Annotated in this window: 23 protein-coding genes; 11 read left to right on the top strand and 12 right to left on the bottom strand. The window is 31.4% G+C overall.

Features of this window, described 5'->3' with window-relative positions; translation table 11 throughout:
* Positions 1-260 precede the first annotated feature (260 nt).
* The 5 genes from pdxH to ES044_RS07915 all read left to right on the top strand — a co-directional run bounded on the left by pdxH (position 261) and on the right by ES044_RS07915 (position 3,525).
* Positions 261-908 carry a pyridoxamine 5'-phosphate oxidase gene (gene pdxH, locus ES044_RS07930; protein WP_147117512.1) on the top strand — a complete coding sequence of 216 codons (648 nt, stop codon included), beginning with the start codon at positions 261-263 and terminating at the stop codon, positions 906-908.
* Positions 909-940: 32 nt separating this feature from the next.
* Positions 941-1,429: a SixA phosphatase family protein gene (locus ES044_RS07925; RefSeq protein ID WP_147117511.1), complete on the top strand. Its 489-nt coding sequence runs from the start codon at positions 941-943 to the stop codon at positions 1,427-1,429.
* A 7-nt stretch (positions 1,430-1,436) separates the two neighbouring features.
* Positions 1,437-2,333 carry a Ppx/GppA phosphatase family protein gene (locus tag ES044_RS07920; protein WP_147117510.1) on the top strand — a complete coding sequence of 299 codons (897 nt, stop codon included), beginning with the start codon at positions 1,437-1,439 and terminating at the stop codon, positions 2,331-2,333.
* Between the two features lie 125 nt (positions 2,334-2,458).
* Positions 2,459-2,641 (top strand): hypothetical protein, encoded by a 183-nt coding sequence (locus ES044_RS19360; RefSeq protein ID WP_317131207.1) that lies wholly within the window; start codon positions 2,459-2,461, stop codon positions 2,639-2,641.
* Between the two features lie 164 nt (positions 2,642-2,805).
* Positions 2,806-3,525: an OmpA family protein gene (locus ES044_RS07915; protein WP_317131206.1), complete on the top strand. Its 720-nt coding sequence runs from the start codon at positions 2,806-2,808 to the stop codon at positions 3,523-3,525.
* Positions 3,526-4,541: 1,016 nt separating this feature from the next.
* On the opposite strand, the gene ES044_RS07910 is transcribed toward ES044_RS07915, so the two are convergent.
* Positions 4,542-5,030: a thioredoxin family protein gene (locus ES044_RS07910; RefSeq protein ID WP_147117509.1), complete on the bottom strand. Its 489-nt coding sequence runs from the start codon at positions 5,028-5,030 to the stop codon at positions 4,542-4,544.
* 118 nt (positions 5,031-5,148) lie between these two features.
* Positions 5,149-6,177 (bottom strand): tetraacyldisaccharide 4'-kinase, encoded by a 1,029-nt coding sequence (gene lpxK, locus ES044_RS07905; protein ID WP_147117508.1) that lies wholly within the window; start codon positions 6,175-6,177, stop codon positions 5,149-5,151.
* A 168-nt stretch (positions 6,178-6,345) separates the two neighbouring features.
* Between lpxK and ES044_RS07900 the strand changes: the two genes are divergently transcribed.
* Together ES044_RS07900 and ES044_RS07895 are read left to right on the top strand one after the other, a co-directional pair.
* Positions 6,346-7,440 carry a Nif3-like dinuclear metal center hexameric protein gene (locus ES044_RS07900; protein ID WP_147186982.1) on the top strand — a complete coding sequence of 365 codons (1,095 nt, stop codon included), beginning with the start codon at positions 6,346-6,348 and terminating at the stop codon, positions 7,438-7,440.
* A 2-nt stretch (positions 7,441-7,442) separates the two neighbouring features.
* Positions 7,443-8,216 (top strand): zinc ribbon domain-containing protein, encoded by a 774-nt coding sequence (locus tag ES044_RS07895; RefSeq protein ID WP_147117506.1) that lies wholly within the window; start codon positions 7,443-7,445, stop codon positions 8,214-8,216.
* 410 nt (positions 8,217-8,626) lie between these two features.
* Here ES044_RS07895 and ES044_RS07890 read toward each other — a convergent pair whose 3' ends face one another.
* From ES044_RS07890 to ES044_RS07875, 4 genes are all read right to left on the bottom strand, one after another.
* Positions 8,627-10,579, bottom strand: coding sequence for a DUF349 domain-containing protein (locus ES044_RS07890; RefSeq protein ID WP_147117505.1), 1,953 nt, complete (start codon positions 10,577-10,579; stop codon positions 8,627-8,629).
* Between the two features lie 111 nt (positions 10,580-10,690).
* On the bottom strand, positions 10,691-11,446 hold the full coding sequence (locus ES044_RS07885; RefSeq protein ID WP_147117504.1) for a shikimate dehydrogenase family protein: 756 nt from the start codon (positions 11,444-11,446) through the stop codon (positions 10,691-10,693).
* A complete protein-coding gene (locus ES044_RS07880; RefSeq protein WP_147117503.1) occupies positions 11,424-12,434 on the bottom strand; it encodes a DUF368 domain-containing protein in 1,011 nt (336 codons plus the stop codon). Before ES044_RS07880 ends, ES044_RS07885 begins: the two co-directional genes overlap by 23 nt.
* Entirely contained in the window at positions 12,435-13,358 is a 924-nt protein-coding gene (locus ES044_RS07875) for a DUF368 domain-containing protein (RefSeq protein ID WP_147117502.1), read from the bottom strand.
* Positions 13,359-13,461: 103 nt separating this feature from the next.
* Here ES044_RS07875 and ES044_RS07870 point away from each other — a divergent pair, with 103 nt between their 5' ends.
* The gene (locus ES044_RS07870; protein WP_147117501.1) at positions 13,462-14,220 is read left to right on the top strand and encodes an MBL fold metallo-hydrolase; all 759 of its coding nucleotides are present in this window, start codon (positions 13,462-13,464) and stop codon (positions 14,218-14,220) included.
* A 264-nt stretch (positions 14,221-14,484) separates the two neighbouring features.
* Positions 14,485-15,009 (top strand): superoxide dismutase family protein, encoded by a 525-nt coding sequence (locus tag ES044_RS07865; protein WP_223269083.1) that lies wholly within the window; start codon positions 14,485-14,487, stop codon positions 15,007-15,009.
* An 87-nt stretch (positions 15,010-15,096) separates the two neighbouring features.
* Here ES044_RS07865 and fbp read toward each other — a convergent pair whose 3' ends face one another.
* From fbp to ES044_RS07840, 5 genes are all read right to left on the bottom strand, one after another.
* The gene (gene fbp / locus ES044_RS07860; RefSeq protein WP_147117500.1) at positions 15,097-16,137 is read right to left on the bottom strand and encodes a class 1 fructose-bisphosphatase; all 1,041 of its coding nucleotides are present in this window, start codon (positions 16,135-16,137) and stop codon (positions 15,097-15,099) included.
* 266 nt (positions 16,138-16,403) lie between these two features.
* Positions 16,404-17,168, bottom strand: coding sequence for a hypothetical protein (locus ES044_RS07855; protein WP_147117499.1), 765 nt, complete (start codon positions 17,166-17,168; stop codon positions 16,404-16,406).
* 35 nt (positions 17,169-17,203) lie between these two features.
* The gene (locus ES044_RS07850; RefSeq protein WP_147117498.1) at positions 17,204-17,932 is read right to left on the bottom strand and encodes an MIP/aquaporin family protein; all 729 of its coding nucleotides are present in this window, start codon (positions 17,930-17,932) and stop codon (positions 17,204-17,206) included.
* Positions 17,933-17,966: 34 nt separating this feature from the next.
* A complete protein-coding gene (gene glpK / locus ES044_RS07845; protein WP_147117497.1) occupies positions 17,967-19,463 on the bottom strand; it encodes a glycerol kinase GlpK in 1,497 nt (498 codons plus the stop codon).
* Positions 19,464-19,490: 27 nt separating this feature from the next.
* Positions 19,491-21,050 (bottom strand): glycerol-3-phosphate dehydrogenase/oxidase, encoded by a 1,560-nt coding sequence (locus tag ES044_RS07840; protein WP_147117496.1) that lies wholly within the window; start codon positions 21,048-21,050, stop codon positions 19,491-19,493.
* 319 nt (positions 21,051-21,369) lie between these two features.
* Between ES044_RS07840 and ES044_RS07835 the strand changes: the two genes are divergently transcribed.
* Entirely contained in the window at positions 21,370-22,146 is a 777-nt protein-coding gene (locus ES044_RS07835) for a DeoR/GlpR family DNA-binding transcription regulator (protein WP_147117495.1), read from the top strand.
* Between the two features lie 533 nt (positions 22,147-22,679).
* On the opposite strand, the gene ES044_RS07830 is transcribed toward ES044_RS07835, so the two are convergent.
* On the bottom strand, positions 22,680-24,050 hold the full coding sequence (locus ES044_RS07830; protein ID WP_147117494.1) for a tetratricopeptide repeat protein: 1,371 nt from the start codon (positions 24,048-24,050) through the stop codon (positions 22,680-22,682).
* Between the two features lie 319 nt (positions 24,051-24,369).
* Here ES044_RS07830 and pyrR point away from each other — a divergent pair, with 319 nt between their 5' ends.
* Positions 24,370-24,909: a bifunctional pyr operon transcriptional regulator/uracil phosphoribosyltransferase PyrR gene (gene pyrR, locus ES044_RS07825; protein WP_147117493.1), complete on the top strand. Its 540-nt coding sequence runs from the start codon at positions 24,370-24,372 to the stop codon at positions 24,907-24,909.
* The last annotated feature ends 62 nt before the right edge of the window (positions 24,910-24,971 follow it).

Genomic DNA, 24,971 nt, shown 5'->3' with positions numbered 1-24,971 from the left:
TCTTTTAAAAATAGCTCTGAACTTATTAAGAAATGAAACATCAGAAAAACAGGGAATTCCTGGTAAAAGACTTAAAGCTGCTTGGAATGAAAAATATTTATTAAAAGTACTTAGTGTCAAAGTATGAGTTTGCCCTGGAGATATTAAGTTTAAATTTTGAATACGTCTTAAATTAAAGAGCAAACGACACATAAAACATTGTGAATCCTATTTTATTTTAAAAAAAAACAATTGTATTTTTACATCACAAATTAAACTAGATGCCAAAAGACTTAAGTGATTATAGAAAATCTTACGAAAAACAAGAACTTTTAGAAAGTAACTGTCCAGAAAACCCAATGGAGTTATTTCAAACATGGTTTATAAGTGCAGATGAATCTGACACCGTAGTGGAAACAAACGCAATGACTATTGCTACTATCGGTACCGACGGATTCCCAAAAAGCAGGGTTGTATTGCTAAAAAAATATACTTCGGAAGGTTTTATTTTTTATTCTAATTACAATTCAGAAAAAGGAAAATCAATTGAAACCAATAAACATATTTGTTTATCATTTTTTTGGCCAGCAGTAGAACAACAAATTATTATTAAAGGAAATGCAGAAAAATTAGCAAAAAAATTATCTGATGGCTATTTTGACTCAAGACCAGACGGAAGTAAATTAGGCGCATGGGCATCTGACCAAAGTGCTGTTGTAACCTCTAGAGAAGAACTTGATGAAAATTTAAAAACGTTCGAAAAAAAGTTTGAAGGAGAAGAAATTAGCAGACCAAAACATTGGGGTGGCTATCTGATAAAACCAATTTCTATAGAATTTTGGCAAGGAAGACCCAATAGAATGCATGATAGAATACGCTATTCTTTACAAAAAGATTTTTCTTGGAAATTAGAGCGTTTGTCGCCTTAATATTTATATTTACATTTCAATAATAAAATTACATGAAAACACTTTACATAGTCCGTCATGCCAAATCTTCATGGGAGTATTCAGGTATTGAAGATATCGACAGACCTTTAAAAAGAAGAGGCATTAAAGACGCACATTTAATGTCTAAATTCTTATCTAAAGAAATTTCTAAACCCGATGTTTTTATGTCTAGTAGTGCAAATAGAGCTTTGCATACTGCCGTGATTTTTTGCGAAAACTTTGATTATCCTCTATCTAACCTAAAAATAAAACGACAGTTGTATAGTTTTAGTGATGGCTATTTAGTAAAAACGGTAAAAGCTTTGGATGACGCATTTAATTCTGCTATAATTTTTAGTCACGATCATGGCATTAATACTTTTGTGAATAAATATGGCCATAAACCATTAGCACATGTAAGTACTTGTGGTATTATAGGAATTCAATTTGAAGAGAAACATTGGAAAGATTTAAAGAAGGGCAAAACGATTATGTCAGAATTTCCTAAAAATCATAAATAAATTTAATTTGTTAGAAATAAAAAAATATGCTGCTATTGATATTGGTTCTAACGCCATTAGGCTACTGATTTCTAATATAATAGTAAAAGAAGGAAAAGAACCTCAATTTAAAAAATCATCTTTAGTGCGAGTTCCTATTCGTTTAGGAGCCGATGCTTTTGTAAGTGGTGTTATTAGTGAAGAAAACGCAGAAAGAATGGTAAATGCCATGGACGCCTTTAAATTATTAATGAAAGTACATCATGTAGAAAAATATAAAGCCTGCGCTACCTCTGCCATGAGAGAGGCAAAAAATGGCGCAGAAATTGCCGAAAAAATTCTTAATGAAACTGGTGTTAAAATCCATATTATTGGCGGTAAAGAAGAAGCCGCAATTATATCATCTCAAGATTTAAATGAACTTATTAGTGGTGATAATTCTTATTTATATGTTGATGTAGGAGGCGGTAGCACCGAATTTACTGTTTTTTCAGGAAGCAAAATTATCATCTCAAAATCATTTAAAATGGGAACTGTTCGTTTATTAAGCAATAAAAAATCTGTTAATAAAGAGATTTTTGAAAATGTTGAAAAATGGATTAAAAAAAATACAAAAGATTTAAAAAACGTGTCTTTAATTGGGTCTGGCGGAAACATTAACAAACTCTTTAAAATGTCTGGAAGAACCGAAGGAAAACCAATTTCTTTTATCTACTTAAATGCTCAATACCAATTTTTAAAGCAGATGAGTTATCAAGAAAGAATTTCTGAATTAAGTTTAAACCCAGACAGAGCAGATGTCATTATACCTGCTACAAAAATCTATTTATCTGCAATGAGATGGAGTGGAGCAAGAAAAATTTATGTTCCGAAAATTGGTCTTTCTGACGGGATTATAAAAAGCTTGTACTACAATAAACTATAAAATATTTATTTTACTAATTATTTATAAATGTTTTTAGTACATCTGACTATGTAGTTAATTTTATAAATTAAGTATCGATTAATGATTAGTATTATGAAAAAATTCTTTGGAGTGTAGCTTTTATAATGTGTGCTACTGTTACTTTCGGTCAAGATTTACCGTTAAATCCTGAACCAGGAAAATGTTATGTTCGATGTAAATCACCAGATATTTATAAGAATGAAACTGTAAATATTACCGTTTCTCCAGAATATAAAAAACTAGTTACTTACCCTGCTGATATAAAACAATTCAAGAAAAAGTTTTAATCAGAGAAGCAGGCCAAGAGGTTTTAATTGTACCAGCAGTTTGGGGTACCCAAGTAGTTACCTATTACGAGAAAGAAGATGGTACAAAATTAGAAGTACAAAAAGCTGTTTTTATTCAGGGTTTTGAAACTGTTGAGACTAAAGCTGCCGCTGCAAGTTGGGAAATGAGTGAAAAAATGCCCGATTGTGATTCTGATGATCCAGAAGATTGTAGATATTGGTGTTACAAACCTTTACCAGCAGAATTTAGAACAATGCCTGTTGAAAAACTTCAAACAGATGCAACGATTCTAAAATCATCTATTCCTGGAGTTACTAAAACGTATGAAAGAAAAGTTATGGTTAAAAAGCCAGAAACATCTATTGTGCAGACAGAACCAGAATATAAAACCATACAAAAAACAGTTCTTGTTAGCGATGCTAGAACAGAAGAAGTAATTATACCGGCTGTTTTCAGGTCTGTAACAAAAGAAATTTTAGTTAAAAAAGGAGGCTTAACTTCCTGGAAAGCTGTTGACTGTGAATTAGTAGATAATACACATTTGCCAATAAATTGGGATTTTTCTAGTGCAACCTTAAACGAAGGAGCTACTACAATCATAGATGCTAGATTGTTACCAATATTAAGAGACGGAATGGCCGTGTTTATTGAGTCGCATACAGATATGAGAGGTACAAAAAGCGACAATCAAGAATTATCAGATAGAAGAGCAAAAGCGGTTACAGATTACTTAATTTCTAAAGGAATTAATGCTAGCCAGTTATATGCTAAAGGTTTTGGAGAATCTAAACTTTTAAACAAATGTTCTGACGAGGTTGCTTGTTCTGAATCTGAACATGCAACGAATAGAAGAACCACTTTTAGAGTTGTGAATCAACGATAATAAATACTACATAAATCATAAAAAAAACGAAGCAACTTGCTTCGTTTTTTTCATGATTAAATCTAAATTATACAAGGTATACCCGTTTAATACCAGTTTAGTTTTATAGTGACTTGCAAATAAATTGAATTATTTTTTGATTAATTGAAATGAAAAGTAATTAACATAGCATCCTTACGGTAATTATTTTTAATGAAAGGTACGCATAAAAAAAACGATTTATCACGGAATTATAAGGCTAATTTGGTAAAGGTATTTAAAGTCAAAAAGTAAAAATATTTTAAGTTTTTAGGAGCATACCAGCGTACTATTCTAAAATCTTCAAAGGCTCCAATTGCCCTTTTTAGGGAAAGTTGTTTTTAGAAAAAAATGAAATCGAAAATTATACTTTTTAAACGACCTTTTAGTCTTAACTCGCTAGAACTACAATAAAATAAATAAGGTTTAGAATTCACTCAAACTTATAGTATAACAACACAACAAATGTTCTCTTTTCCTTTTGACTGTTATCTTCTATTTTTAAAAATATTTACAGTTTTCCCCAATCCTTATTTCATCAGAAATTCTATAAAACAGAACCAAAAGAGAAATAAAGTGAACAAGAATAACTACAGGATTTCTGTAAAAGCAACATATAAATTTTAAAGAAAAGCGAAATCAGAATCCGCGCAAAACACCCCAAAAACGAACTAAAATACACCTATTATCGCTATAATATTTTGTGTAAAATAAACTTTAATCAGGTATTTCTTATTTAAAACCTTTAAAATAGGCACTTTAAAAACTTATTAAAATGCATCATAATTTCAGCCGGAATTCGTACTACAAGAAGGTACAAAAATAGTATAATCTACTTTCTTTAATCGGTATAAATTTAGAAATATCGATGTATACATAAACCTAAATACGAACTATTTTGTGAAGTATTATTTGCATTCAAAAGAAAAAACTGCTTTTTAAACAACCAAAAATCGTCTACAAAAATAAAGAAATATTCTCCTTTATTTTCGATACCTCTAATAGCTGCTGATTACAGATTGAAAAAAGGGATAATAATATGCTGTCATTACATATCCTTTTTTCTCCGCTAATTTTTTACCTCGATGATCAACCATCAGTAAAGTAGGAAAAGCTTTCACTTTATATTTTTTTTGTAAGTAGAGATTTTCTTCCATTTTTGTTGGGTGTATCAAATCTCTTCTTCTTGGAATATCGACCTCTAAAAGCACTAAATCTTGATCAGATAAATTTTTAAATTTTTCTGTATGGAATAATTTTTTATCTAAAACTTTACAAGGACCACACCAATCTGAACCCGTAAAGTACATTAAAACAGGTTTATTCTCCTTTTTAGACTTTGCTAACGCCTCTTTAAAAGTAGAAATCCATTGCAATTCAATTTCGTTAACCTTTACATCTTCAGTACTTATACTTGAAACCTCTTGTCCATAAGTAGTTTGAAAAGCAATAAAACTGGCAATAAAAAAAAAGCTTACTCTATTCATAAAATATTTAATTTACTAAAAAACATCAAAAATAATACCATTATTAAAATACAAACTGTGTCTTACTGCTGTTAGATCATTGTTTGTGCATACTTCTAACAAAAAATAAACCGGTGTTTTAACATCGGTTTTGTTGTATATGAGCATTTATTATTTGATCAAATTCTTTATTCTGCCCTCCAAAAAAGTGTGTTTCAATTTCGATAAAAAAAAGATTTTGTAATTCGCCACTTAATCTAGTGTAATCTTTTTCTGTCGTTAATATTATTTTTTTATCAGACTTTATTTCGTCAAACTCTTTTTTAATTTTTTCTATTTCTACGGATGAAAAATGATGATGATCGGCATATTTTAAATGCTTAAAGTTATTTTTGTTTGTTACTAAAAAGTCGACTAGAGGAGCAGGATTTGCAATACCTGTAATCAATAAAATAGCATATTCTTTTAATGCGCTCAACGCTATTTTTTTATCCGAAGACAAAATGTTTCGATAAGAAATTGTTGTAAAAAAAACTTTTTTATCAAATTTTATTAATTTTTGTTTTATCTCTTCTTGCTGAAAATCACTTAAATTAGTGGGGCATTTTGTCACAATAATTATATCCGCTCTTTGAGCTCCTGACCTACTTTCTCTTAAATTACCTGTTGGCAGTAAAAAATCATTGGTAAAAAGATCGTTAAACTTCGTTAATAATACATAAAAACTCCCTTTTACTTTTCTATGCTGATACGCATCGTCTAGTAAAATAATTTCTGGTGATGTACTTTTTATCAACCTTTGAATCCCTTCTACCCTATTGGCATTTACAGCAACATCAATCTCATTAAACTTTTTAAAATACTGCAAAGGTTCATCGCCAACATCTAAAGCGTTATGACTGCCATTTAAGAGCACAAAGCCTTTTGTTTTACGTTTGTAACCTCTGCTTAAAACAGCTACTTTAAAACGATTTTTTAAAACGCTAATTAAATACTCTATTTGAGGCGTTTTTCCTGTTCCGCCAACACTTAAATTGCCAACAACAATTACTGGAATTTGAAAAGATGTCGATTTAAAAACCCCTACATCAAATAAAATATTTCGAATCGTTGTAATTATATCATACAAAATTGCAAACGGAAACAATAAAAATCGAACAAGTTTCATCTTCGTAAAAATACAATAAAAGAACGTCTAAAAAACAACCAATAACAATTCTATTCTTTTAGCTTCTTTCGCTCATTCTTGTATGTGTACCACAAACAGTACCGAACTATTCTTTACAAATTGTTTTCAAATTAAAAAGGCTAACTTTGTTTTTGATAAGCTGTTTACATGACTATAAAAACAATTACAAATTATATAGAAGAATTAGCGCCTTTGCACTACGCAGAAAGTTTTGATAATGTTGGCTTGCTCGTTGGCCATAATACATTAAAAGTTACCGGCGTATTGGTTACTTTAGATACGTTAGAGGAAACTGTTGATGAAGCAATTGCGAAAGATTGTAATCTGATTGTAAGTTTTCATCCAATTATTTTTGGCGGATTAAAAAAGTTGAACGGACATTCTTATGTAGAAAGAGTTGTTTTAAAGGCGATAAAAAATGACATTGCTATTTATGCAACCCATACTGCATTAGATAATTCTAAAAATGGCGTTTCTGCAAAAATGTGTGAAGTTTTAGGTTTGATAAACAATAAAATTTTAATTCCTAAAAAAGGTATTATCAAAAAGCTAACCACCTATGTTCCTGTTAAAGATGCCGATAAAGTAAGAAATTCGCTTTTTACAGCAGGCGCAGGTAACATTGGAAATTATGACAATTGTTCTTTTAACGTTGCGGGTGATGGAACTTTTAGAGGAAATGAACACGCAAACCCTGTTTTAGGAGAAAAAGGAAAAGTTCATACCGAAAAAGAAACAAAAATTTCTGTAACCTACGAAAGTAAAAACGAAAATTATATTTTAAAAACTTTACAAGAAAATCATCCTTATGAAGAAGTTGCATACGACGTGATAACGACCGAAAACCTGCATCAAGATATAGGTTTGGGAATGATTGGGGACTTGCCCTTAGAAATGGATGAAAAAGACTTTTTACTGTATTTAAAACGCACAATGAAAACAGATTGTGTTCGTCATTCTGCTTTTATCAACAAAAAAATTAAAAAAGTAGCCGTTTTAGGTGGTTCTGGAAGTTTTGCAATTAGCAATGCAATAAAAGCGAATGCCGACGCCTATGTGAGTGCAGACTTTAAATATCACGAATTTTTTAAGGCAGAAAACAGCATTCTTTTGGCAGATATTGGTCATTATGAAAGCGAACAGTTTACAAAAAACCTTTTGGTTGATTATCTTACGAAAAAATTTAGTAATTTTGCAGTCATTTTATCAGAAAAAAGTACAAATCCTATATATTATATATAAACATGGCAAAGAAGAAAGAAATTTCGGTTGAAGAAAAATTAAGAGCGCTATATGACTTACAGTTAATAGACTCTAGAATTGACGAAATTAGAAACGTTAGAGGCGAACTGCCTCTAGAAGTAGAAGATTTAGAGGATGAAGTTGCCGGGTTAAATACACGTGTTGCTAATTTAAACAAAGACGTTACAAGTTTAGAAACAGATATTAACAACAAAAAGTTGGCGATAGACGAATCTAATACGTTAATGAAAAAGTATGATGAGCAACAAAAAAAGGTAAGAAACAACAGAGAATTTGATTCGTTGTCGAAAGAAATTGAATATCAAGATTTAGAGATTCAATTGGCAGAGAAAAGAATTAATGAGTTTAAAGCCAAAATTGCTCAAAAAATGGAAGTTATTAACGGAACTAAAGAGAAGTTAGCGAAGCAAGAACTACATTTATCTCATAAAAAATCTGAATTAGATGCTATTTTAAAAGAAACTGAAAAAGAAGAAGGCCTTTTAAAAGAGAAATCTAAAGAGTTTAGCGAATCTATCGATGCTCATTTATTTGCTGCTTACCACAGAATCAGAACCAAAGTAAAAAATGGTTTAGCGGTTGTAGCTATAGAGCGTGGTGCTTCGGGAGGTTCTTATTTTACAATACCACCACAAGTGCAATTAGAAATTGCAAACAGAAAGAAAATTACTATTGATGAGCATAGTGGTCGTATTTTAGTTGATGCAGCTTTAGCAGCAGAGGAAAAAGAAAAAATGGATCAGTTATTTTCTTAACTATTTTACAAGTAAATATAAAAAACTCGAAGTACATACTTCGAGTTTTTTTGTGCTTGATTTTTAAAAATTCATTTTACTTATATCGCGTATTATGCTGCAAGCAGCGTGCGCAAAAATCCAAAAAAATGAGCAAACCGTAAGATTCTTAAAGAATGACAACCACAGTGCTTTACCATTTTGGTTTTATTGCTTGCGATACTATTTTGTTTGCGATACTTTTTGTTCTCCGTTTAGTTTTTAATGCTACGAGTATTCCATTATAAAATGATATGTAGAACGTGAAATTTTCGTGGAATAACAAACTTTGTTGTTCAGCATTTAAGAAATGGAAAATGAATAAATTTCTTGCGTTAAATCAAAAAAAAACTCAAAACAATGTTTTGAGTTTTTTTTTTAGATTTAGAAAATTAATAATCTAATTTTTTTAGATATTGTAATTTTTCTTTCCAAGTAAGTAAATCTTCTTTAAAGTCGTTCACCTTATTTCTTACATTTACAACTAACGGATTATCAGCTTTAGCGTTTGAGAAAAAACCTAAATTATTCTCTAACTGCTGCATTTCTTTCATAATCTCGTCTATCTTTTTTCTAACATATATCTGTTCAGAATCTAATCTTCTGGTATCCTTCTCGGCAGCATACCCATCTACAACATTTGTAAATTTTAGCATAGAAATTTCGTTTTTATCCAGAGATAAACTTTCTAACATTCTATCTATTTGCTTGTTAAACTTACCTTCTAAATGACGAGCATTCGATGGTAATTTTCCTAAACTTCTCCAAGCCTTAATCGATTCTAAAACTGTTTCTTTAGTCGTTTCTTTTGCTTCTTTTAAAACTTCTAAAAACTCTTTTTTAGCAATGGCAACCGCCTGTTCTTCTTTACTTGCAGAATTTTTTTGTTCGTGAAATCTATCAAAATAATGGTTACAGGCAGCTTTAAAACGTTTCCAAATATCGTCTGAAAACTTACGAGGAACATGGCCAATCTTTTTCCAATCTGCCTGTACTTTTTTCAAAGTATTCGTTGCCTTTTCCCAATCTTCACTTTCTCTTAAAGACTCTGCCAATTCTATTAGAGCAATTTTCTTTTCTAAATTGTCTTGCTGACTGCTCTTTTCTTCTTTGTAAAATGTATTTTTTGAGCTATTAAATTTTTTAGTTGCTCCTTTAAACTTCTGCCAAACTTCTTCACTCTTTGAGTAAGGAAGTTTCCCTACGTTAAAATACTGTTGTCTTAATGTTTCAATATCATTAATACTTTTTTGCCAATCGTTGTGGCTTTTATTTTTTGAGGTGTCATACGCATCTACCAAAGCAATAATCTCTAATTTCTTATTCGTTATGTCTTGATATTTAGAGCGCATTTCCTTAAAATATTCATGTCTTTTATCATGAATAGTTTTTGTTGCCAAACTAAATTTATGCCAAATTTCTTCCCGCAATTCTTTGGCTACAGGCCCTATATCTTCTTTCCAAATTTTATGTAATTCTTGCAGTTCTTTAGAAGCATAATTTACATCTGGCTCTTTTGCTAAAGCCTCTGCTTGCTTAATTATATTTAATTTTTCTTCTAAATTATGCTTAAATTCTAAATCTCTAAAATCATTACTTAAGTGCAATAAATCATAAAAACGCTCTACGTGATGATGATAAATTTTCCAGGTATCATTATAATACACTTTTGGCACGGCACCAATAGTTCGCCAAGTATCTTGAATTTCTTTAAAATTCTTGTACATCGTTGTAGCATCTGCCTCGTCTATTAAACTTTTTAAACTTTCAATAACCGCTACTCGTTTTTCTAAATTGTCATTTAATTGCTTGTCTAAGTCGTTATAATGGGCATCTCTTTGCTTCTTATAATCGGCTAGTAAAGAATTGTATTCTGCTTTAATCGGACTAGAAAACTGAAAATCTATAACATTACCTCCATCCGCTAAAAACGCAGCTTTTTTTTCTGCTATTAAAGCTCCAAATTTTTGATTAAAAGCAGTTTTAACGGTTTCTACTTGCGTCTTTATTTTTTGAGCAGGATTGTCTGCTATGATTTCTTTAAGACTCAAAACCAACGCTTCTAGAGTTAATTTAGAATACACTGTTGCTGACTCATCTTTTTCTTTAGCAATTTCCTTTTCTTCCTTTTCTACCAAAGAATCTTTAACTTCGATAACAGCTTTAGAAGTTTCATCAACTATTTCTTCATTTTTAGATGTTGTCTTTTCTTCTTCTTTAGAAACAACCTCAACATTTTCAGTCTTTATGTTTTCAACAAGTTCATTTTCATTTGGTGTTACATCAACTTTTTCTGTTGATTTTAACTCGTTTTTTTCAACGTTTTCTTCATTTTTATCTAACATATCTACAATGTTTAAAGGTCTTTGTACAATACTATAATTATACAGTCACCAAAAATAGTGACAACTTACAATAATTGCAAGTTATCACCATAAGTAAAATTTATAATGTGGTTATTTGTTCCAAATTCTCCAAGATTCTTCTGCCTGCAGCTGCAACATTTCTAATCCGTTTTTAATAACAGCCCCTTTTTCTTTTCCTTTGGATAAAAAAACGGTTTCTTCTGGATTGTAAATTAAATCATAAAGAATATGATTTGTAGTTATAAATTGATACGGAATGTCTGGGTGTTTTTCGATGTCTGGTGAGGTTCCTAGAGGTGTGCAATTAACAATAATCGTGTAGTTTTCTATAACTTCTTGGGTTAAACTTTGGTAAGAGATCTCTTTTTTTCCTTCAGGATTTCTAGACACAAATTTATATTTAATTTTATTTCTCTTAAAAGCGAAGGCAATCGCCTTTGATGCACCTCCTGTTCCTAAAATTAATGCTTTTTTATGATGCTTCTTTAAAAAGGGTGCAATAGAATTCTCAAAGCCAACAACATCAGAATTATATCCTTTTAAATTTCCTCTTTTTGTAAACTTAACCGTATTCACCGCCCCTATTTTTGCAGCAGTTTTATCTAATTTATCTAAAAACGGAAGGATTGCCTCTTTATAAGGAATGGTTACATTTATACCTTTTAAATTGCTGTATGCATCTATGATTTTTGGTAAATCTTCAATTTTTTGAAGATCGAAATTCATGTATTTATATTTCTTTAAATCTAATTTTTTAAATTTTTCAGTAAAATATCCACGCGAAAATGAATATGAAATATTTTTACCCAATAAACCAAATAATTTATTTTTTTCTGCTCCTGTCATAATAATCAATGGCTAATATTAATCCGATACCTGTAAAGATAAAAAACACCGCTAAAATGGTTTCTTTATTTAAACTGTTCGGTATAAATCGTTCGTAATTTTCTACTATTTTATGTCCTTTTATATCTAATAAATCAACTTCATTCGCTTGGGCATAAATAGTTCTTTTCCATGGCCAAACAATGCCTAAAGAACCGGTTATAAAACCAATAATAACTGCATTTACAATTTTATTATATCGTTTTAATACATACCCTAAAACATGTGAAAGCGAAACTAACCCAAAAGCAGAACCGGCTGCAAAAACGGCTATAATTTTTAAATACCTCATTTTTGTAGTATCTGATAAAAAATCAAAATTACCAGATAAAATGCTCGTTAATACATTTAGCAGCACATTTACAGAATCTACCAATAACAGCACATAATTGCCTAAAAGTATTAAAATAAAAGAGCCAGAAAGCCCGGGTAGTGTCATTCCAGAAACCCCTATAATTCCGCAAACAAAGACAAACCAAAGATTGTCATTTTCTACCGCTGGGGTTAAAAAACTAATCCCTAAACCGATACTTGCACCCACAAATAATGCAATAAGTTTTTTTTTGTTCCAACTTTTAAAGTCTTTGGCTATATAGTAAATAGACCCTATAATCATGCCGAAAAACCAACTCCAAACATAGAGTTCGTAGTGTTTTAAAAAATAATCTAAAAGCAATGAAACACTAAAATAACTAAAAATACTGCCGCCCATAACCAGCAACAAAAACGGTGTATTTGTATATTGAGAAAAACTTTTAAACTTTCCGCTAAATAATAATTTAAACGATTTTAAATTAATTTTCTGAAAAGAATAAATTAATTCTTCATAAAAACCTAAAACAAAAGAAACAGTTCCTCCAGAAACTCCGGGAACTTTATTTGCTGCCCCCATAGCCAATCCTTTTAAAAAAAGGATTATTTTTTCAGCAAACGTTCTTTCTTTATGCATTTATTTTTTTTGAAACGCTAATTTCTCCATTCCCAAAATTAAGGCAAAACCTACAATTGCTAAAATAATTGCCATTGTTAATTGCGCATCACCATCAAAAGAAAAAGGTAAAATACTTTCTTCATTTAAAGGCACTTGTAATCCTTTAGAATTCGTGCGCCAAGTTAACGTTTCTTTCCATGGCCAAATTTTATTTAAAGAACCTATGATAAAACCTGTTAAAACAGCTAATGTGTAATTTTTATAATGAGCAAACAACCATTTTAATATTTTAGAAAAACTTAACAAACCAATAACTGCGCCAGCCATAAAGATTAAAATAGTTTTAAAGTCTCTACTGTTTAAAGCATCTAAAATTGGTTTGTATGCACCTAATAAAACTAAAATAAAGGAACCAGAAATACCAGGTAAAATCATTGCACAAATTGCAATTGCACCAGCTGCTAAAACATATAAAGAAGATGAATTTTCAGAAACTAACGGATTTAAAGTAGTTATATAATACGCTAAAAACGCACCTAAAATCAATATAATAACAGCAATAAAGTTCCATTTTGTAATTTGCTTTGCGATATAAATAATACTTGCCAACACCAAACCAAAAAAGAACGACCACAATAAAATAGGTTCGTTTTCTAACAAATATTTGATGGCTTTTGCTAGCGATAAAATACTGATAAAAATACCCGCAAAAAGAGATAACAGAAAATTACCATTTAGTTGCGTCCAAGCAGCTTTAAAGCCTTCTTTTTTTAGCGTTTTAAACAAGCCTAAATTCACATTACTAATAGACCCCAAAAGCTCTTCATAAATACCAGAAATAAAGGCAATTGTACCTCCAGAAACGCCTGGAACTACGTCTGCAGCACCCATAGCCATTCCTTTAAATCCAATTATTAAATAGTCTTTAATTTTTCTACTCATCGAAATTTAATTTTGAAAAACGAAGGTAAATGATTTTAAATAAATGTTCACAATATTCTTTTTATTATAATATTATCTTTGGCCTGAATTAAACCAGACTATCATGAAAAAACATATTTTTATTTTACTTATTTTAACCTTAAGCCTAATTTCTTGCAAAAAAAATGACACTACAAAAACTATTACTAAAGAAGTTGAAACAGAAATAAAAGAAAATTTAGCATTAAAAATAACTCCGATATCTCATGCTACAGCAGTGATATCTTTTAATAGCGAAACCATTTATTTAGACCCTACTGGTGGCTTAAAGTCTTTTGAAAAATTTAAAAAACCTACGTATATCATAATTACGGATGTTCACGGAGATCACTTTAATTTAGAAACTTTAAAGGAACTAGATCTTTCAGAAACCACGATTATTGCTCCAGAAGCAGTTTGTAAAAATTTAACCTCTATTATTTCTAAAAAAATTATTGCGATTCATAATGGAGAAGAAAAATTGATGGCTACCTTTAAAATTGAGGCAATACCCATGTATAATTTAAGAGAAGAAGCTTTAAAATTTCATGCTAAAGGAAGAGGTAATGGCTATGTGTTCACCATAAATAATGAAAGAATTTATTTTTCTGGTGATACCGAAGACATCCCCGAAATGAGAAATCTAAAAAGCATTGATAAAGCTTTTATTTGTATGAATTTACCATACACAATGACCGTTGAAAGTGCCGCTGATGCAGTTTTAGAATTCAAACCAAAAGAAATATATCCATATCACTACAGAGGAACCGATGGTTTGAGTGATGTTAAAAAATTCAAAGAAATCGTTCAGAGGCAAGATGCCAATATTAAGGTTATTCAATAGAATTGGTATCCAAATAAAAACTAAACCCTATTTAACGATAGAAAACAGTAATAACTTGTTCCTTTTTTGATGATTTTTTATCCAAAAAAAATACTGAAACATTAACATCAAATTAAAGTGGTAAAAACTAATTGATACTCTTTAATTGTTTTGCTCACTTTAAGTTTGATTTTTGAAAAGGAAATAATGCCTGTTTTAAAAGAGTTTGAGCAAGGTTTTTTTTGGCATTTTTCTTATCTTTGAGAAACTCATAAAAATACAACGATGAAATTACTAAAAAAACTTACTTTTTTATTCTTATCGGTACTACTATTTACTTCTTGTGATAAAAATATGGAAAAAACCGCCATTGTAGATATAGCATCTAAAAGCGGCAGTAACGTAACAGGAAATGTAACTTTTACCGAAAAAAACGGAAAAGTCTTTATGAAAGCATCCGTTACTGGTTTATCAGCAGGAAACCATGCCATTCACATTCATGCCATTGGTGACTGCTCTGCAGAAGACGGAACATCTGCGGGAGGCCATTGGAATCCTACAGATCAAAATCATGGAGAATGGATGAAAGAACCTTTTCATACGGGTGATATTGGAAATATAGTTGCCGATAAAGAAGGAAAAGGAACAATTGTAAGAACTACAGATTTATGGTGTATTGATTGTGATGATGATACAAAAAATATTGTAGGAAAAGCTATTATTATTCATGCCGGGCCAGATGATTTTAGTTCTCAACCATCGGGTGCTGCTGGGCCTAGAGTTGGTTGCGGAGAAATTGTATTGAAATAACTTTTTACTTTAAAAAAAACCACTAAAAATTTAGTGGTTTTTTTTTTGTATTTCATTTTGATAGCCTAAAAACAACAATTGTTATTTTCAATTGATACCAAAAGTTTTACTACTTGCATATTTGTTGACATCCTTTTGTAAGAATGACTCTAATTTTTCAACCATTTTTGTGGTGCCACAGTAAAACGGACTCCGTTCATGAATTTCTAATGGTTTGATATCTAGTATTCTGTTAAAACCGTCTATGGCTTTTCCTCCAGCTTGTTCGGTTATAAAAGCGATAGGATTGCATTCATAAAGCAACCTCAATTTACCCTTATTGTTCCTATTACAACTTGGATACATATAAATTCCCCCTTTCAGCATATTTCTATGAAAATCTGCCACCATAGAACCAATATATCGAGAAGTATACGGTGTATCTTCTTTAACTTTTTGACAAAACTTTATATAGTCTTTTACGCCTTGAGGAAAGTGTAAATAATTTCCTTCATTCACCGAATATAGATTACCCTCTTCAGGAATTTTAATATTAGGATGCGAAAGATAAAAGGAACCAATAGCCGGATTTAATGTAAAACCATTTACCCCGTTTCCGGAAGTAAAAACGAGCATTGTAGAGGTTCCGTAAATAATATAACCCGCAGCAACTTGTTTATTTCCTTTTTGTAAAAAATCTTCTTTTTGAACAGGAGTGCCTATTGGAGAAATTCGTCTGTAAATTGAAAAAATAGTACCCACTGATACATTCACATCAATATTAGAAGAACCATCTAGCGGGTCCATTAAAACAACATACTTACTACTCATAGCGTTATTTGAACCATTTAAAATGATAAAATCATCGTTCTCTTCAGATACAATACCACAAACCACTTCTCGGTTGCTAATCGCATTTATAAAGATATCATTCGTATAAATATCTAATTTTTGCTGGTCTTCGCCTTGCACATTGGTACTCCCTGAGTATCCTATTATATCAACAAGTCCGGCTTTATTAATTTTATGATTTACTACTTTTGCTGCTAATTTAATAGCACTTAATAAGCTCGTAAATCCTCCTGATGTTTCTGCGTAATGTTTTTGATTTTCAATAATAAACTCACCTAAAGTTATGTTTTTATTCATCTTGATTGATTAATTAATAGAAAAGCCTTATCCAAAGTAAAAGCAACTTTACAATAAGGCTATTTCATGATTCTAACGCGTTGCATCGCCTGTGAAGATTGGAAAACCCCAAAATCCAACACGTATAATAAGAATATATTATGGTTTATTTTTGTTAGATTTAACAGAACACTCCAACTCTTGTTGTCAAGATATTTTGCCTTAAATACTTGCTTGTAATAGATATAACACGGCATTATGAACTTGACTGTACTATGTTTACCCCTTTAAAAAAGATGAACTATTAGTTGCACTCTTGCATACTTTACAGAAGGATTCCATAATGTATTCACCGAAAAAGGTACACTATGATCTCCGAATTTAACTGTTTTCGAAGCCGTTAACCCAACATTCACTAAATCAAAATTTTGAGTTCCGTCTCCATATAAATGCGTATTGCCGTTTAATGAAAACCCGGCTCCAACAAAAGCACTTACATCTACTTTTGATTCTTTTATGAGAGGATAAGAAACTTGAACATACGTAGAATAACGTTGCTCGAAATCTAAATTGGTGTATTGCCCATCACGACTGCCAAATAAAAGTACATCAGCCTCTAAAGTTAACGGAAAACTCTTTCCAAAATGATACGATGTTCTTAAATCTAAAAAATGATAGGTCGTTTTTTTATCATAGTCCCAAACATTAGGATTCGCAGCACCTCTGGTGTTAAATAAATTCCATAAACCCAGAGACAGACCATTCTTTGCGTACTGCACATAATAATTTATTTCTTGATACGAAGTGCCATCACTTTCATTTGCGAAAGCCACTCCTCCCCAAAAACCCGTAGAAAAACTTCCTGATTTATCTAGTTTTAGTTTTAGAAAAACGGCAGCCATTGGTCTGTCTGAAATAATTAATCCTCTCCATAAATGGCTTGTTTTTAAATCTACTGAAAAATCAAGCGGACTGTCTTTTAACGTTTTTTCTTGGGCAGTACTTAACTGCGCCGCAAATGCAGCTAAAAGTATATATAATACTTTTTTCATTTTATTTGATTTTAAATTTTGTGAGTAATTTTAGACTAGAGAGAAATATGTAATAAAGCCGCAAGTACACAACCAATAATAGGACCTACGATTGGAATCCAGGCATAACCCCAATCACTTTTGCCTTTAACAGGTAAAATAGAATGCATAATTCTTGGACCTAAATCACGCGCTGGATTAATGGCATAACCCGTTGTGCCGCCTAAAGACAAACCAATTACCCAAACTAAAAATGCCACTGGTACTGCGCCTAGAGAGCCTAAACCCATTTTGGCATCAGTAGAAACTCCTAAATTAATACTTGGTCCGGCCATATAGAATATTACAAACACCAATACAAAGGTTCCAATAATTTCACTTATTAAGTTCGAAAATGTATTTCTAATTGCTGGCCCTGTGCTAAAACAAGCTAATTTTCCACCTTCATCTTCGGTTATTTTAAAATGATCTTTGTAAAACAACCACACTAAAAAGGCTCCTAACATGGCACCAATCATTTCGCCGGCAATATACTCGGGTACCAAACTCCAAGACAACTTTCCTGCTGTTGCTAATGCGATGGTTACTGCCGGGTTTAAATGAGCTCCACTATAAGGACCTGCAATTACTACCCCAACAAATACTGCTAAAGCCCAGCCTGTTGTAATGACAATCCATCCAGAATTGTTTCCTTTTGTGTCTTTTAAAACTACATTTGCAACCACACCGTTTCCTAATAAAATAAGCATCATGGTACCTAAAATTTCTGCTACTAAAATTGACATAATTTATTTGTTTTAGTTCGTTAGTACTTGATGTTTATTCTTCGATCCAGTTTTGTGCACATTTTACTGCTTTATGCCAGTACTTTAGCATGTCCTCAATTTTTGTTTCGTCACCAGCAGGCTCAAAAACCTTATCTACAGTCCATTGAGATTGAATCTCGTCTACACTATCCCAATAACCAACAGCCAAACCAGCTAAATAGGCCGCACCTAAAACAGTGGTTTCTAAAGTTTTTGGACGTAATATTTTAAACCCAAATAAATCTGATTGCATTTGCATTAATAAATCACTGGCAGCCGCACCGCCATCGACTCTTAATTCAATACTTTTTTCACCGGCATCTGCTTCCATCGCTTTTACAATATCATACACTTGAAATGCAATACCCTCTAAAGTTGCGCGTGCTATATGAGCATCTGTAGTTCCGCGTGAAATACCGAGAATAGCACCACGAGCATAAGGATCCCAATACGGTGCACCTAAACCCGTTAAAGCTGGTACAAAATATACACCACCGTTATCGCTTACTGTTTCTGCCAAATGACTAATACCAGGAGCTGTTTTAACCATTTTTGCACCATCCCGCATCCATTGTACTGCTGAACCCCCAACAAAAACACTTCCTTCTAATGCGTACGTAGTTTTTCCATTTATTTTCCAAGCAACAGTCGTTAATAAATTATTTTTGGAATATACTGCCTTTTCACCCGTATTCATTAATAAGAAACAACCAGTACCATATGTATTTTTAACCATACCCGGTTTTATACACATTTGACCAAATAAGGCAGCTTGCTGATCTCCTGCAATACCTGCAATAGGAATTTTTGTAGAAAATAAGGTTGTAGCTGTTGTTCCATACACTTCACTACTTTCTTTTACTTCGGGTAAAATAGCTTTAGGAATATTAAATAATTGTAATAATTCTTCATCCCATTCTAATGTATGAATGTTTAAAAGCATGGTACGGCTAGCATTAGAAACATCGGTAATAAACATTTTACCTCTAGTTAACTTCCACACCAAAAAGGTATCAACCGTACCAAAACACAATTTACCAGCTTCTGCTTTCTCTCTTGCTCCTTCTACGTTATCTAAAATCCACTTTAATTTAGTCGCAGAAAAATAAGCATCTAATACCAACCCAGTCTTCTTTTTGATCATATCTGTATGACCTGCAGCTTTTAATGTATCACAAAATTTAGCGGTTCTTCTATCTTGCCAAACAATTGCATTGTAAATAGCTTCGCCGGTTTCTCGATCCCAAACAATTGTTGTTTCTCTTTGGTTTGTGATACCGATTGCTGCAATTTCTTCTCCAGTAATTCCTGCCTTTGCAATAACTTCTGCCGCTACCGATATTTGAGAAGACCAAATTTCATTTGGATCGTGCTCTACCCATCCCGATTTAGGAAAAATCTGTTCAAAAGGTTTTTGAGAAACTCTAACAATTTCTCCACTGTGGTTAAATAAAATTGCTCTTGAAGATGTTGTGCCTTGGTCTAAGGCTAAAATTAGCTTATTTTTCATTTTTTTTACATTTAGATAATTTACTTTTTATAAAATATATTGTGAGGTAACTTCAATATAGTCAGCTACCTGTTTCTTCTGCCATTCGTCATCTTCGCCCAATTCGTGGGCCATTATTTTAGCTACTTGCGGAGCCATTTTTATACTTTCTTTTGCATCTAATAACTGGCAGCGTGTTCTTCTAGCTAAAAAATCTTCTACCGTCCGAGCCATTTCATGCTTAACAGCCCAAACAACTTGCGCATTTATAACTTGAAGGGTTGTACTTATGTATTCATTCATTCCCTCTTCTTTCGCTACATTTAACAATCCTTCTTCGTCAGATCCATAAAAATATAAAGGGTTTTCGTAGTCTACATTCTCTTTATGACCATGAATCTTTAAATTTTTTGTTTTGGTTAAAATATGAGACCAACCTTGCTTTTTCTCTGCTTTATCAACCAAATCTTCACCCATTTTTCTGTACGTCGTCCATTTTCCGCCGATCATGGTTAGCAAACCAGAGTCCGATTCAAATATTTTATGACTTCTAGAAATCTCTTTCGTTTTACTTCCGTTTCCTTTCGAAGCAGCCAAAGGTCGCAACCCAGCAAATACACTCAACACATCACTTCTTAAAGGTGCTTTTATTAGATACCTAGCTGCTGTTTTTAAAATAAATCCTATTTCTTCTTCCAATGCAATTGGCTCTAAAGATTCTGTTTTAATAGGCGTATCCGTTGTTCCAACAACCACTTTATTATGCCATGGCACTAAAAACAAAACTCTTCCATCATCAGTTTTTGGAATCATAATGCCATCATCACCAGGCAAAAATGACTTATCTAACACTAAATGAACACCTTGGCTAGGAGCAATTGTTTTTTCAGCGCGCGGTGAATCCATTTTTAAGATATCATCTGCAAATACTCCCGTTGCATTTACAACTTGCTTTCCTTTTATTTCGTGTTCTTTCCCTGTCTCTTGATCTATAAATTTAACCCCAGAAACCCTACCTGTATTATTTTTAATTAACCCTTTTACATCACAATAGTTTATCACAATTGCGCCTAAACCAACAGAAGTCTGTAATGTATTGATTGCTAAACGAGTATCATCAAACTGCCCATCATGATATTCTACACCTGCCGATATTTTTTCTGGATTAATTGTAGCTATACGCTTCACTGTTTTAGATTTAGAAAGCCATTTAGATTTTCCTAAACTTAACTTTCCTGCTAACAAATCGTATAACGTTAACCCAACAGTATATTGCAACTCATCAAAAAGGCCATGTGTTGGTATTACAAATGTTAAGTTTTTAACTAAATGCGGTGCATTTTTAACCAATAAACCTCTTTCTGTTAACGCTTCTCTCACAAGGCCTATATTTCCTTGGGCTAAATAACGAACACCTCCATGTACTAATTTTGTACTTTTACTTGACGTAGACTTTGTGAAATCTGACTTTTCTAGTAACACCACAGAGTACCCTCTTGCTGATGCCTCAAGTGCAATACCAATACCAGTTGCACCACCGCCAATTACTATAAAATCATATTCTTTAGAATTTTTATTGATTTTATCAATCATTTCATTTCTAATCATACTTATAACCTATTATTTTTTATTAAAACTCTGATTGTAAATATATAATCATTATGAAACAAAACGAAACTTTATGAAAGTATTTTTAAATTATTTTAGTTTTATCAGGTTTCATAAGGCTTCAAGCGTAGTTGTAAAATGTTAATATAGCATAGAAAAGTGGTAAAATAGCCTTATTGCCCATTTCCTATCGATAAAAAAGGAGTCAAAAAAATCGAATTCACACTAAAAAAATTATTTGACACTCACCGAAATTACCATCACTGAAAAATTATTAAATATATTTTTAAGTATATTTGTGCGTACAAAAAAATAACAAATGACTGTGAATATTGCTGAAAGACATGAACTTATTCTTAAAAAACTAGAAAACGATGGTTTTGTAACTGTTTCAGATTTAAGCACGGAGTTTGATGTCTCATCGGTAACGATAAGAAAAGATTTAAAACTTCTTGAAGAATTAAATTTATTATTTCGTTCTAACGGAAAAGCAATTCGAAAAAACCCTTACACCCACGAAAAAACCGTAAATGAGAAGGAAAAAATTCATCAAGGAGAAAAAAATAAAATAGCCATAAAAGCCGCTGAATTAATTAAACCTTTTGATAGTATTATTCTTGCATCTGGCACCACTATCATCGAGATGGCGCATCAAATTAAACCCATAAAAGGAATAACAGTCTTAACAGCTTCACTAAACGCAGCATTAATTGTTTCTGAATTAAATGGTGTCGATGTTATTCAGCTTGGAGGTGTTCTTAGACAAAGCTCTTCTTCTGTAATTGGACCTTTAGGCGAGCAGATGCTTTCAGAATTTACGTGCTCAAAGTTATTTTTAGGCGTAGATGGTATTGATCTTGACTTTGGCTTAACCACCACCAGCTCAATGGAAGCCTCAATTAATAAAGTCATGATAAAATCTGCACAGAAAATAATTATTTTAGCTGATTCTTCTAAATTTGGAAGAAAAGGTTTTGGCAGAATTTGCGGACTTGAAGATGTAGATCAAATAATTACAGATTCTGGTATAGAAGAAGCGTATAAAGAAAAATTAGTAAAACTAGGTATAGATGTATTAGTCGTTGATATTAATTAGTAAAATAATTAAACAAAATCTACTTTACTACAATTGCTTTATGTGCTAAAAAATATCTTGTAAATTATTCCGAAAGCCTTTTTTTTTTCTTACACCCCTTATATTTTTAGTTTTACCTGAATCAGGATTAAAACAACAAAATGTCTAAACGGCTTCTACTTCAAAATAAATTTAAAACGTAACTCCTTTATCTACTCTTTTAGGTTAGAATATAAAATAAAGAGCTTCATAACGCAGGCAATGTATAAAATTTTAGCATCTACCTCAAAACAAAAAAATTATATATCAAAATAGTGAACCTATGAATAAGCAACCTCGAAGAAATCAAAAATACATATCGTTTTCATATTACTGCGCAAAAAGTCGACGAATTAATCATAAGGTCTCGCTAAATACTGAATTAAGTTCAGTAAATGAAAAGGGGATTAACATACTTTACAATTTTAAAATTATAGCTTCGCTACTTTTTAAAATTGAGCTTCACCAATTAAAATATTACTCAAAACAATAAGCAAACAGGCAGTAAAGAGGAACTATTCGAACGTATTCTTATAATTTTTTAAAAGTTTTTGCACTTTTTTATTTTCAAAAACAATAGGATAAATTTCATTTAAAATTACGTGAAACTCATAATTGATATTCATTCCTGCAATTAAATGATTTAATCCATGCTTTTCTTTGTTCAAAACAAAAAATAATCCTGCCAATCTATATTCTATATCAGCAAAATTTTTATACGTTTTTTGAGCATTATACAAGACACTAATTGCATCATTAAATTCGCCTAAAAAAGAAAGAACATCTGTTAACGCAATATAAATCTCAAGCGCATCATCTTCTAGAGATAAACAGTTTTCAAAACCTGTAACTGCTTCTTCATAAAAGTTAAGTTTTATCTTTATTTCGGCATATCTTCTCCAATACAAAGCATTGCTGTCATCAATTTTTAAGGCTTTTGAAATATAATATGCTGCCTTTTGATAATTTTCATCATCATAATATAAATTTGTGAGTAAAAACCAACCTCTATCTAACAAAGGATCTTCGTGCACTGCTTTTTTGTAATAAGAAATAGCGGAATCAAATTTTGCTATTCTTTCGTAACACTCTCCTATTCTAACAAAGGCAAATGCCGTAGGATCATCTAACTCTAAAGTAACTAAATAATTATCGATTGCCCCCTGATACTCTCCCATAGCCTCTAGAGTTTTAGCTTTTTCTAAATATCCGCCAATAAAAGATTCATCAATAAGAACGGCATAATCAAAAGCAATTAAAGCTTCTTTAAAACGCTCTTGAATAAAATGCTGTCTTCCTAATTGATGCCAAGCAACCTCACAATACGGGTTTTTATTAATGTAATTATTTAAATATTTAATGGCTTGTTCATGTTTCTTTTCCATATCAAAACAGTACAAAACATTATAAAGTGCAGCATAATCCTCATAATCTACTTCTAAACATTTTTCAAAAACTAAACGCGCTTTTTTAAATTCGTCTAAATATAAATATTCCATACCCATTAAAGACCAAACATCTACTTTATCATCGGTTAAAGTAAGTGCTTTTAATAAATTTACTATTGCCTCTTTATGATCGCCAGATTTAGAACTGATGGTTGCTCTTTGTATAAAAATTTCGTCATTATTTGGTGAGATATTCTCTATCTTTTTCAACAAAGAAGACGCCTTATCTATCTCATTTTCAAAAACATGCAACTCTACTTGTAAAAACCTTAAATCTATAGATGCCGGGTGCTGCTCTAAACCTAGCTTTACCGCTTTTTTAGCAAGTGCATGTTTACCAACATCTAAATAATGAATAATAATCTCCTCAAACTCAACCAAATCAAAGAAATATACATTGTTTGTTTTGAGCATAGATTCAAATTTTACTAATGACATAGTTACTAGAATTGAATTATTTATCTAAAGTACTACAACTCTAACAAACCATAAACAAAGGAGTGTATTGTTTTCAACAATTTAATTAACAACAAAGGTAAAAGGCAGGATTTAAACAGCTTAAAAAAAAATAAAAAAAACACTTTACGTTTTTTTTGCTAAAACATCAAATACAACCTTAAATTGATACAAATTATTTAAAGCAACATCGATTCTTTTACAATTCATAAAATTCGAATCTCTTTTTATTTTGCTCCTACATTTATTTACGCTAATTTTGATTTTTAACCACTATCTGCTAAAATTTGATTGCATTCTTATGAGCAAAAAAACCTTACTTAACTCAAAAGATATTGAAATTATTTTGCATCGATTAGCTTGTGAGCTCATCGAAAATCATAACGATTTTTCGAATACTGTTTTAATTGGTTTGCAACCCAGAGGTACATTTTTAGCCAACAGATTGGCAGAATTACTAAAAACAGCCTACCATATAAAAGATCTGAAATTAGGATTGTTGGATATTACTTTTTATAGAGACGATTTTAGAAGAAAAGAGACTCCGTTAGCGGCAGAAACCTCTAAAATTGATTTTTTAATAGAAGACAAAAAAGTAGTCATTATTGATGATGTTTTATATTCTGGTAGAAGTGTAAGAGCGGCTTTAACAGCAATTCAATCTTACGGCAGACCCGAAAACATAGAGTTACTTGTTTTAATAGACAGACGCTTTAGCAGGCATTTACCAATTCAGCCAAATTATAGAGGCAGACAAGTTGATGCCATTAACGAGGAAAAAGTTTTGGTAAGCTGGAAAGAAACTGGCAAAAAAGACGCCGTTTATTTAGAACAGCGATAACATTCATAAAATAGTAGTTGCGAGATACGACTAATTACAAAAAAGAAATGTCTAAAATAATA

This window comes from Polaribacter sp. IC066, assembly GCF_007997085.1.
Lineage (GTDB): Bacteria > Bacteroidota > Bacteroidia > Flavobacteriales > Flavobacteriaceae > Polaribacter.
This window is presented reverse-complemented; position numbering and strand designations above follow the sequence as displayed.

What these genes read in the sequence shown, in the direction of transcription:
- pyrR (WP_147117493.1), top strand. Translation starts at nt 24,370, where the DNA reads ATGAGCAAAAAAACCTTACTTAACTCAAAAGATATTGAAATTATTTTG.
- ES044_RS07910 (WP_147117509.1), bottom strand. Translation starts at nt 5,030, where the DNA reads ATGAATAGAGTAAGCTTTTTTTTTATTGCCAGTTTTATTGCTTTTCAA.
- lpxK (WP_147117508.1), bottom strand. Translation starts at nt 6,177, where the DNA reads ATGAAACTTGTTCGATTTTTATTGTTTCCGTTTGCAATTTTGTATGAT.
- ES044_RS07880 (WP_147117503.1), bottom strand. Translation starts at nt 12,434, where the DNA reads ATGCATAAAGAAAGAACGTTTGCTGAAAAAATAATCCTTTTTTTAAAA.
- ES044_RS07830 (WP_147117494.1), bottom strand. Translation starts at nt 24,050, where the DNA reads ATGTCATTAGTAAAATTTGAATCTATGCTCAAAACAAACAATGTATAT.
- ES044_RS07870 (WP_147117501.1), top strand. Translation starts at nt 13,462, where the DNA reads ATGAAAAAACATATTTTTATTTTACTTATTTTAACCTTAAGCCTAATT.
- ES044_RS07850 (WP_147117498.1), bottom strand. Translation starts at nt 17,932, where the DNA reads ATGTCAATTTTAGTAGCAGAAATTTTAGGTACCATGATGCTTATTTTA.
- glpK (WP_147117497.1), bottom strand. Translation starts at nt 19,463, where the DNA reads ATGAAAAATAAGCTAATTTTAGCCTTAGACCAAGGCACAACATCTTCA.
- ES044_RS07865 (WP_223269083.1), top strand. Translation starts at nt 14,485, where the DNA reads ATGAAATTACTAAAAAAACTTACTTTTTTATTCTTATCGGTACTACTA.
- ES044_RS07875 (WP_147117502.1), bottom strand. Translation starts at nt 13,358, where the DNA reads ATGAGTAGAAAAATTAAAGACTATTTAATAATTGGATTTAAAGGAATG.
- ES044_RS07915 (WP_317131206.1), top strand. Translation starts at nt 2,806, where the DNA reads ATGAGTGAAAAAATGCCCGATTGTGATTCTGATGATCCAGAAGATTGT.
- ES044_RS19360 (WP_317131207.1), top strand. Translation starts at nt 2,459, where the DNA reads ATGTGTGCTACTGTTACTTTCGGTCAAGATTTACCGTTAAATCCTGAA.
- ES044_RS07895 (WP_147117506.1), top strand. Translation starts at nt 7,443, where the DNA reads ATGGCAAAGAAGAAAGAAATTTCGGTTGAAGAAAAATTAAGAGCGCTA.
- ES044_RS07855 (WP_147117499.1), bottom strand. Translation starts at nt 17,168, where the DNA reads ATGAAAAAAGTATTATATATACTTTTAGCTGCATTTGCGGCGCAGTTA.
- ES044_RS07835 (WP_147117495.1), top strand. Translation starts at nt 21,370, where the DNA reads ATGACTGTGAATATTGCTGAAAGACATGAACTTATTCTTAAAAAACTA.
- ES044_RS07885 (WP_147117504.1), bottom strand. Translation starts at nt 11,446, where the DNA reads ATGACAGGAGCAGAAAAAAATAAATTATTTGGTTTATTGGGTAAAAAT.
- fbp (WP_147117500.1), bottom strand. Translation starts at nt 16,137, where the DNA reads ATGAATAAAAACATAACTTTAGGTGAGTTTATTATTGAAAATCAAAAA.
- ES044_RS07900 (WP_147186982.1), top strand. Translation starts at nt 6,346, where the DNA reads ATGACTATAAAAACAATTACAAATTATATAGAAGAATTAGCGCCTTTG.
- ES044_RS07890 (WP_147117505.1), bottom strand. Translation starts at nt 10,579, where the DNA reads ATGTTAGATAAAAATGAAGAAAACGTTGAAAAAAACGAGTTAAAATCA.
- ES044_RS07840 (WP_147117496.1), bottom strand. Translation starts at nt 21,050, where the DNA reads ATGATTAGAAATGAAATGATTGATAAAATCAATAAAAATTCTAAAGAA.
- pdxH (WP_147117512.1), top strand. Translation starts at nt 261, where the DNA reads ATGCCAAAAGACTTAAGTGATTATAGAAAATCTTACGAAAAACAAGAA.
- ES044_RS07925 (WP_147117511.1), top strand. Translation starts at nt 941, where the DNA reads ATGAAAACACTTTACATAGTCCGTCATGCCAAATCTTCATGGGAGTAT.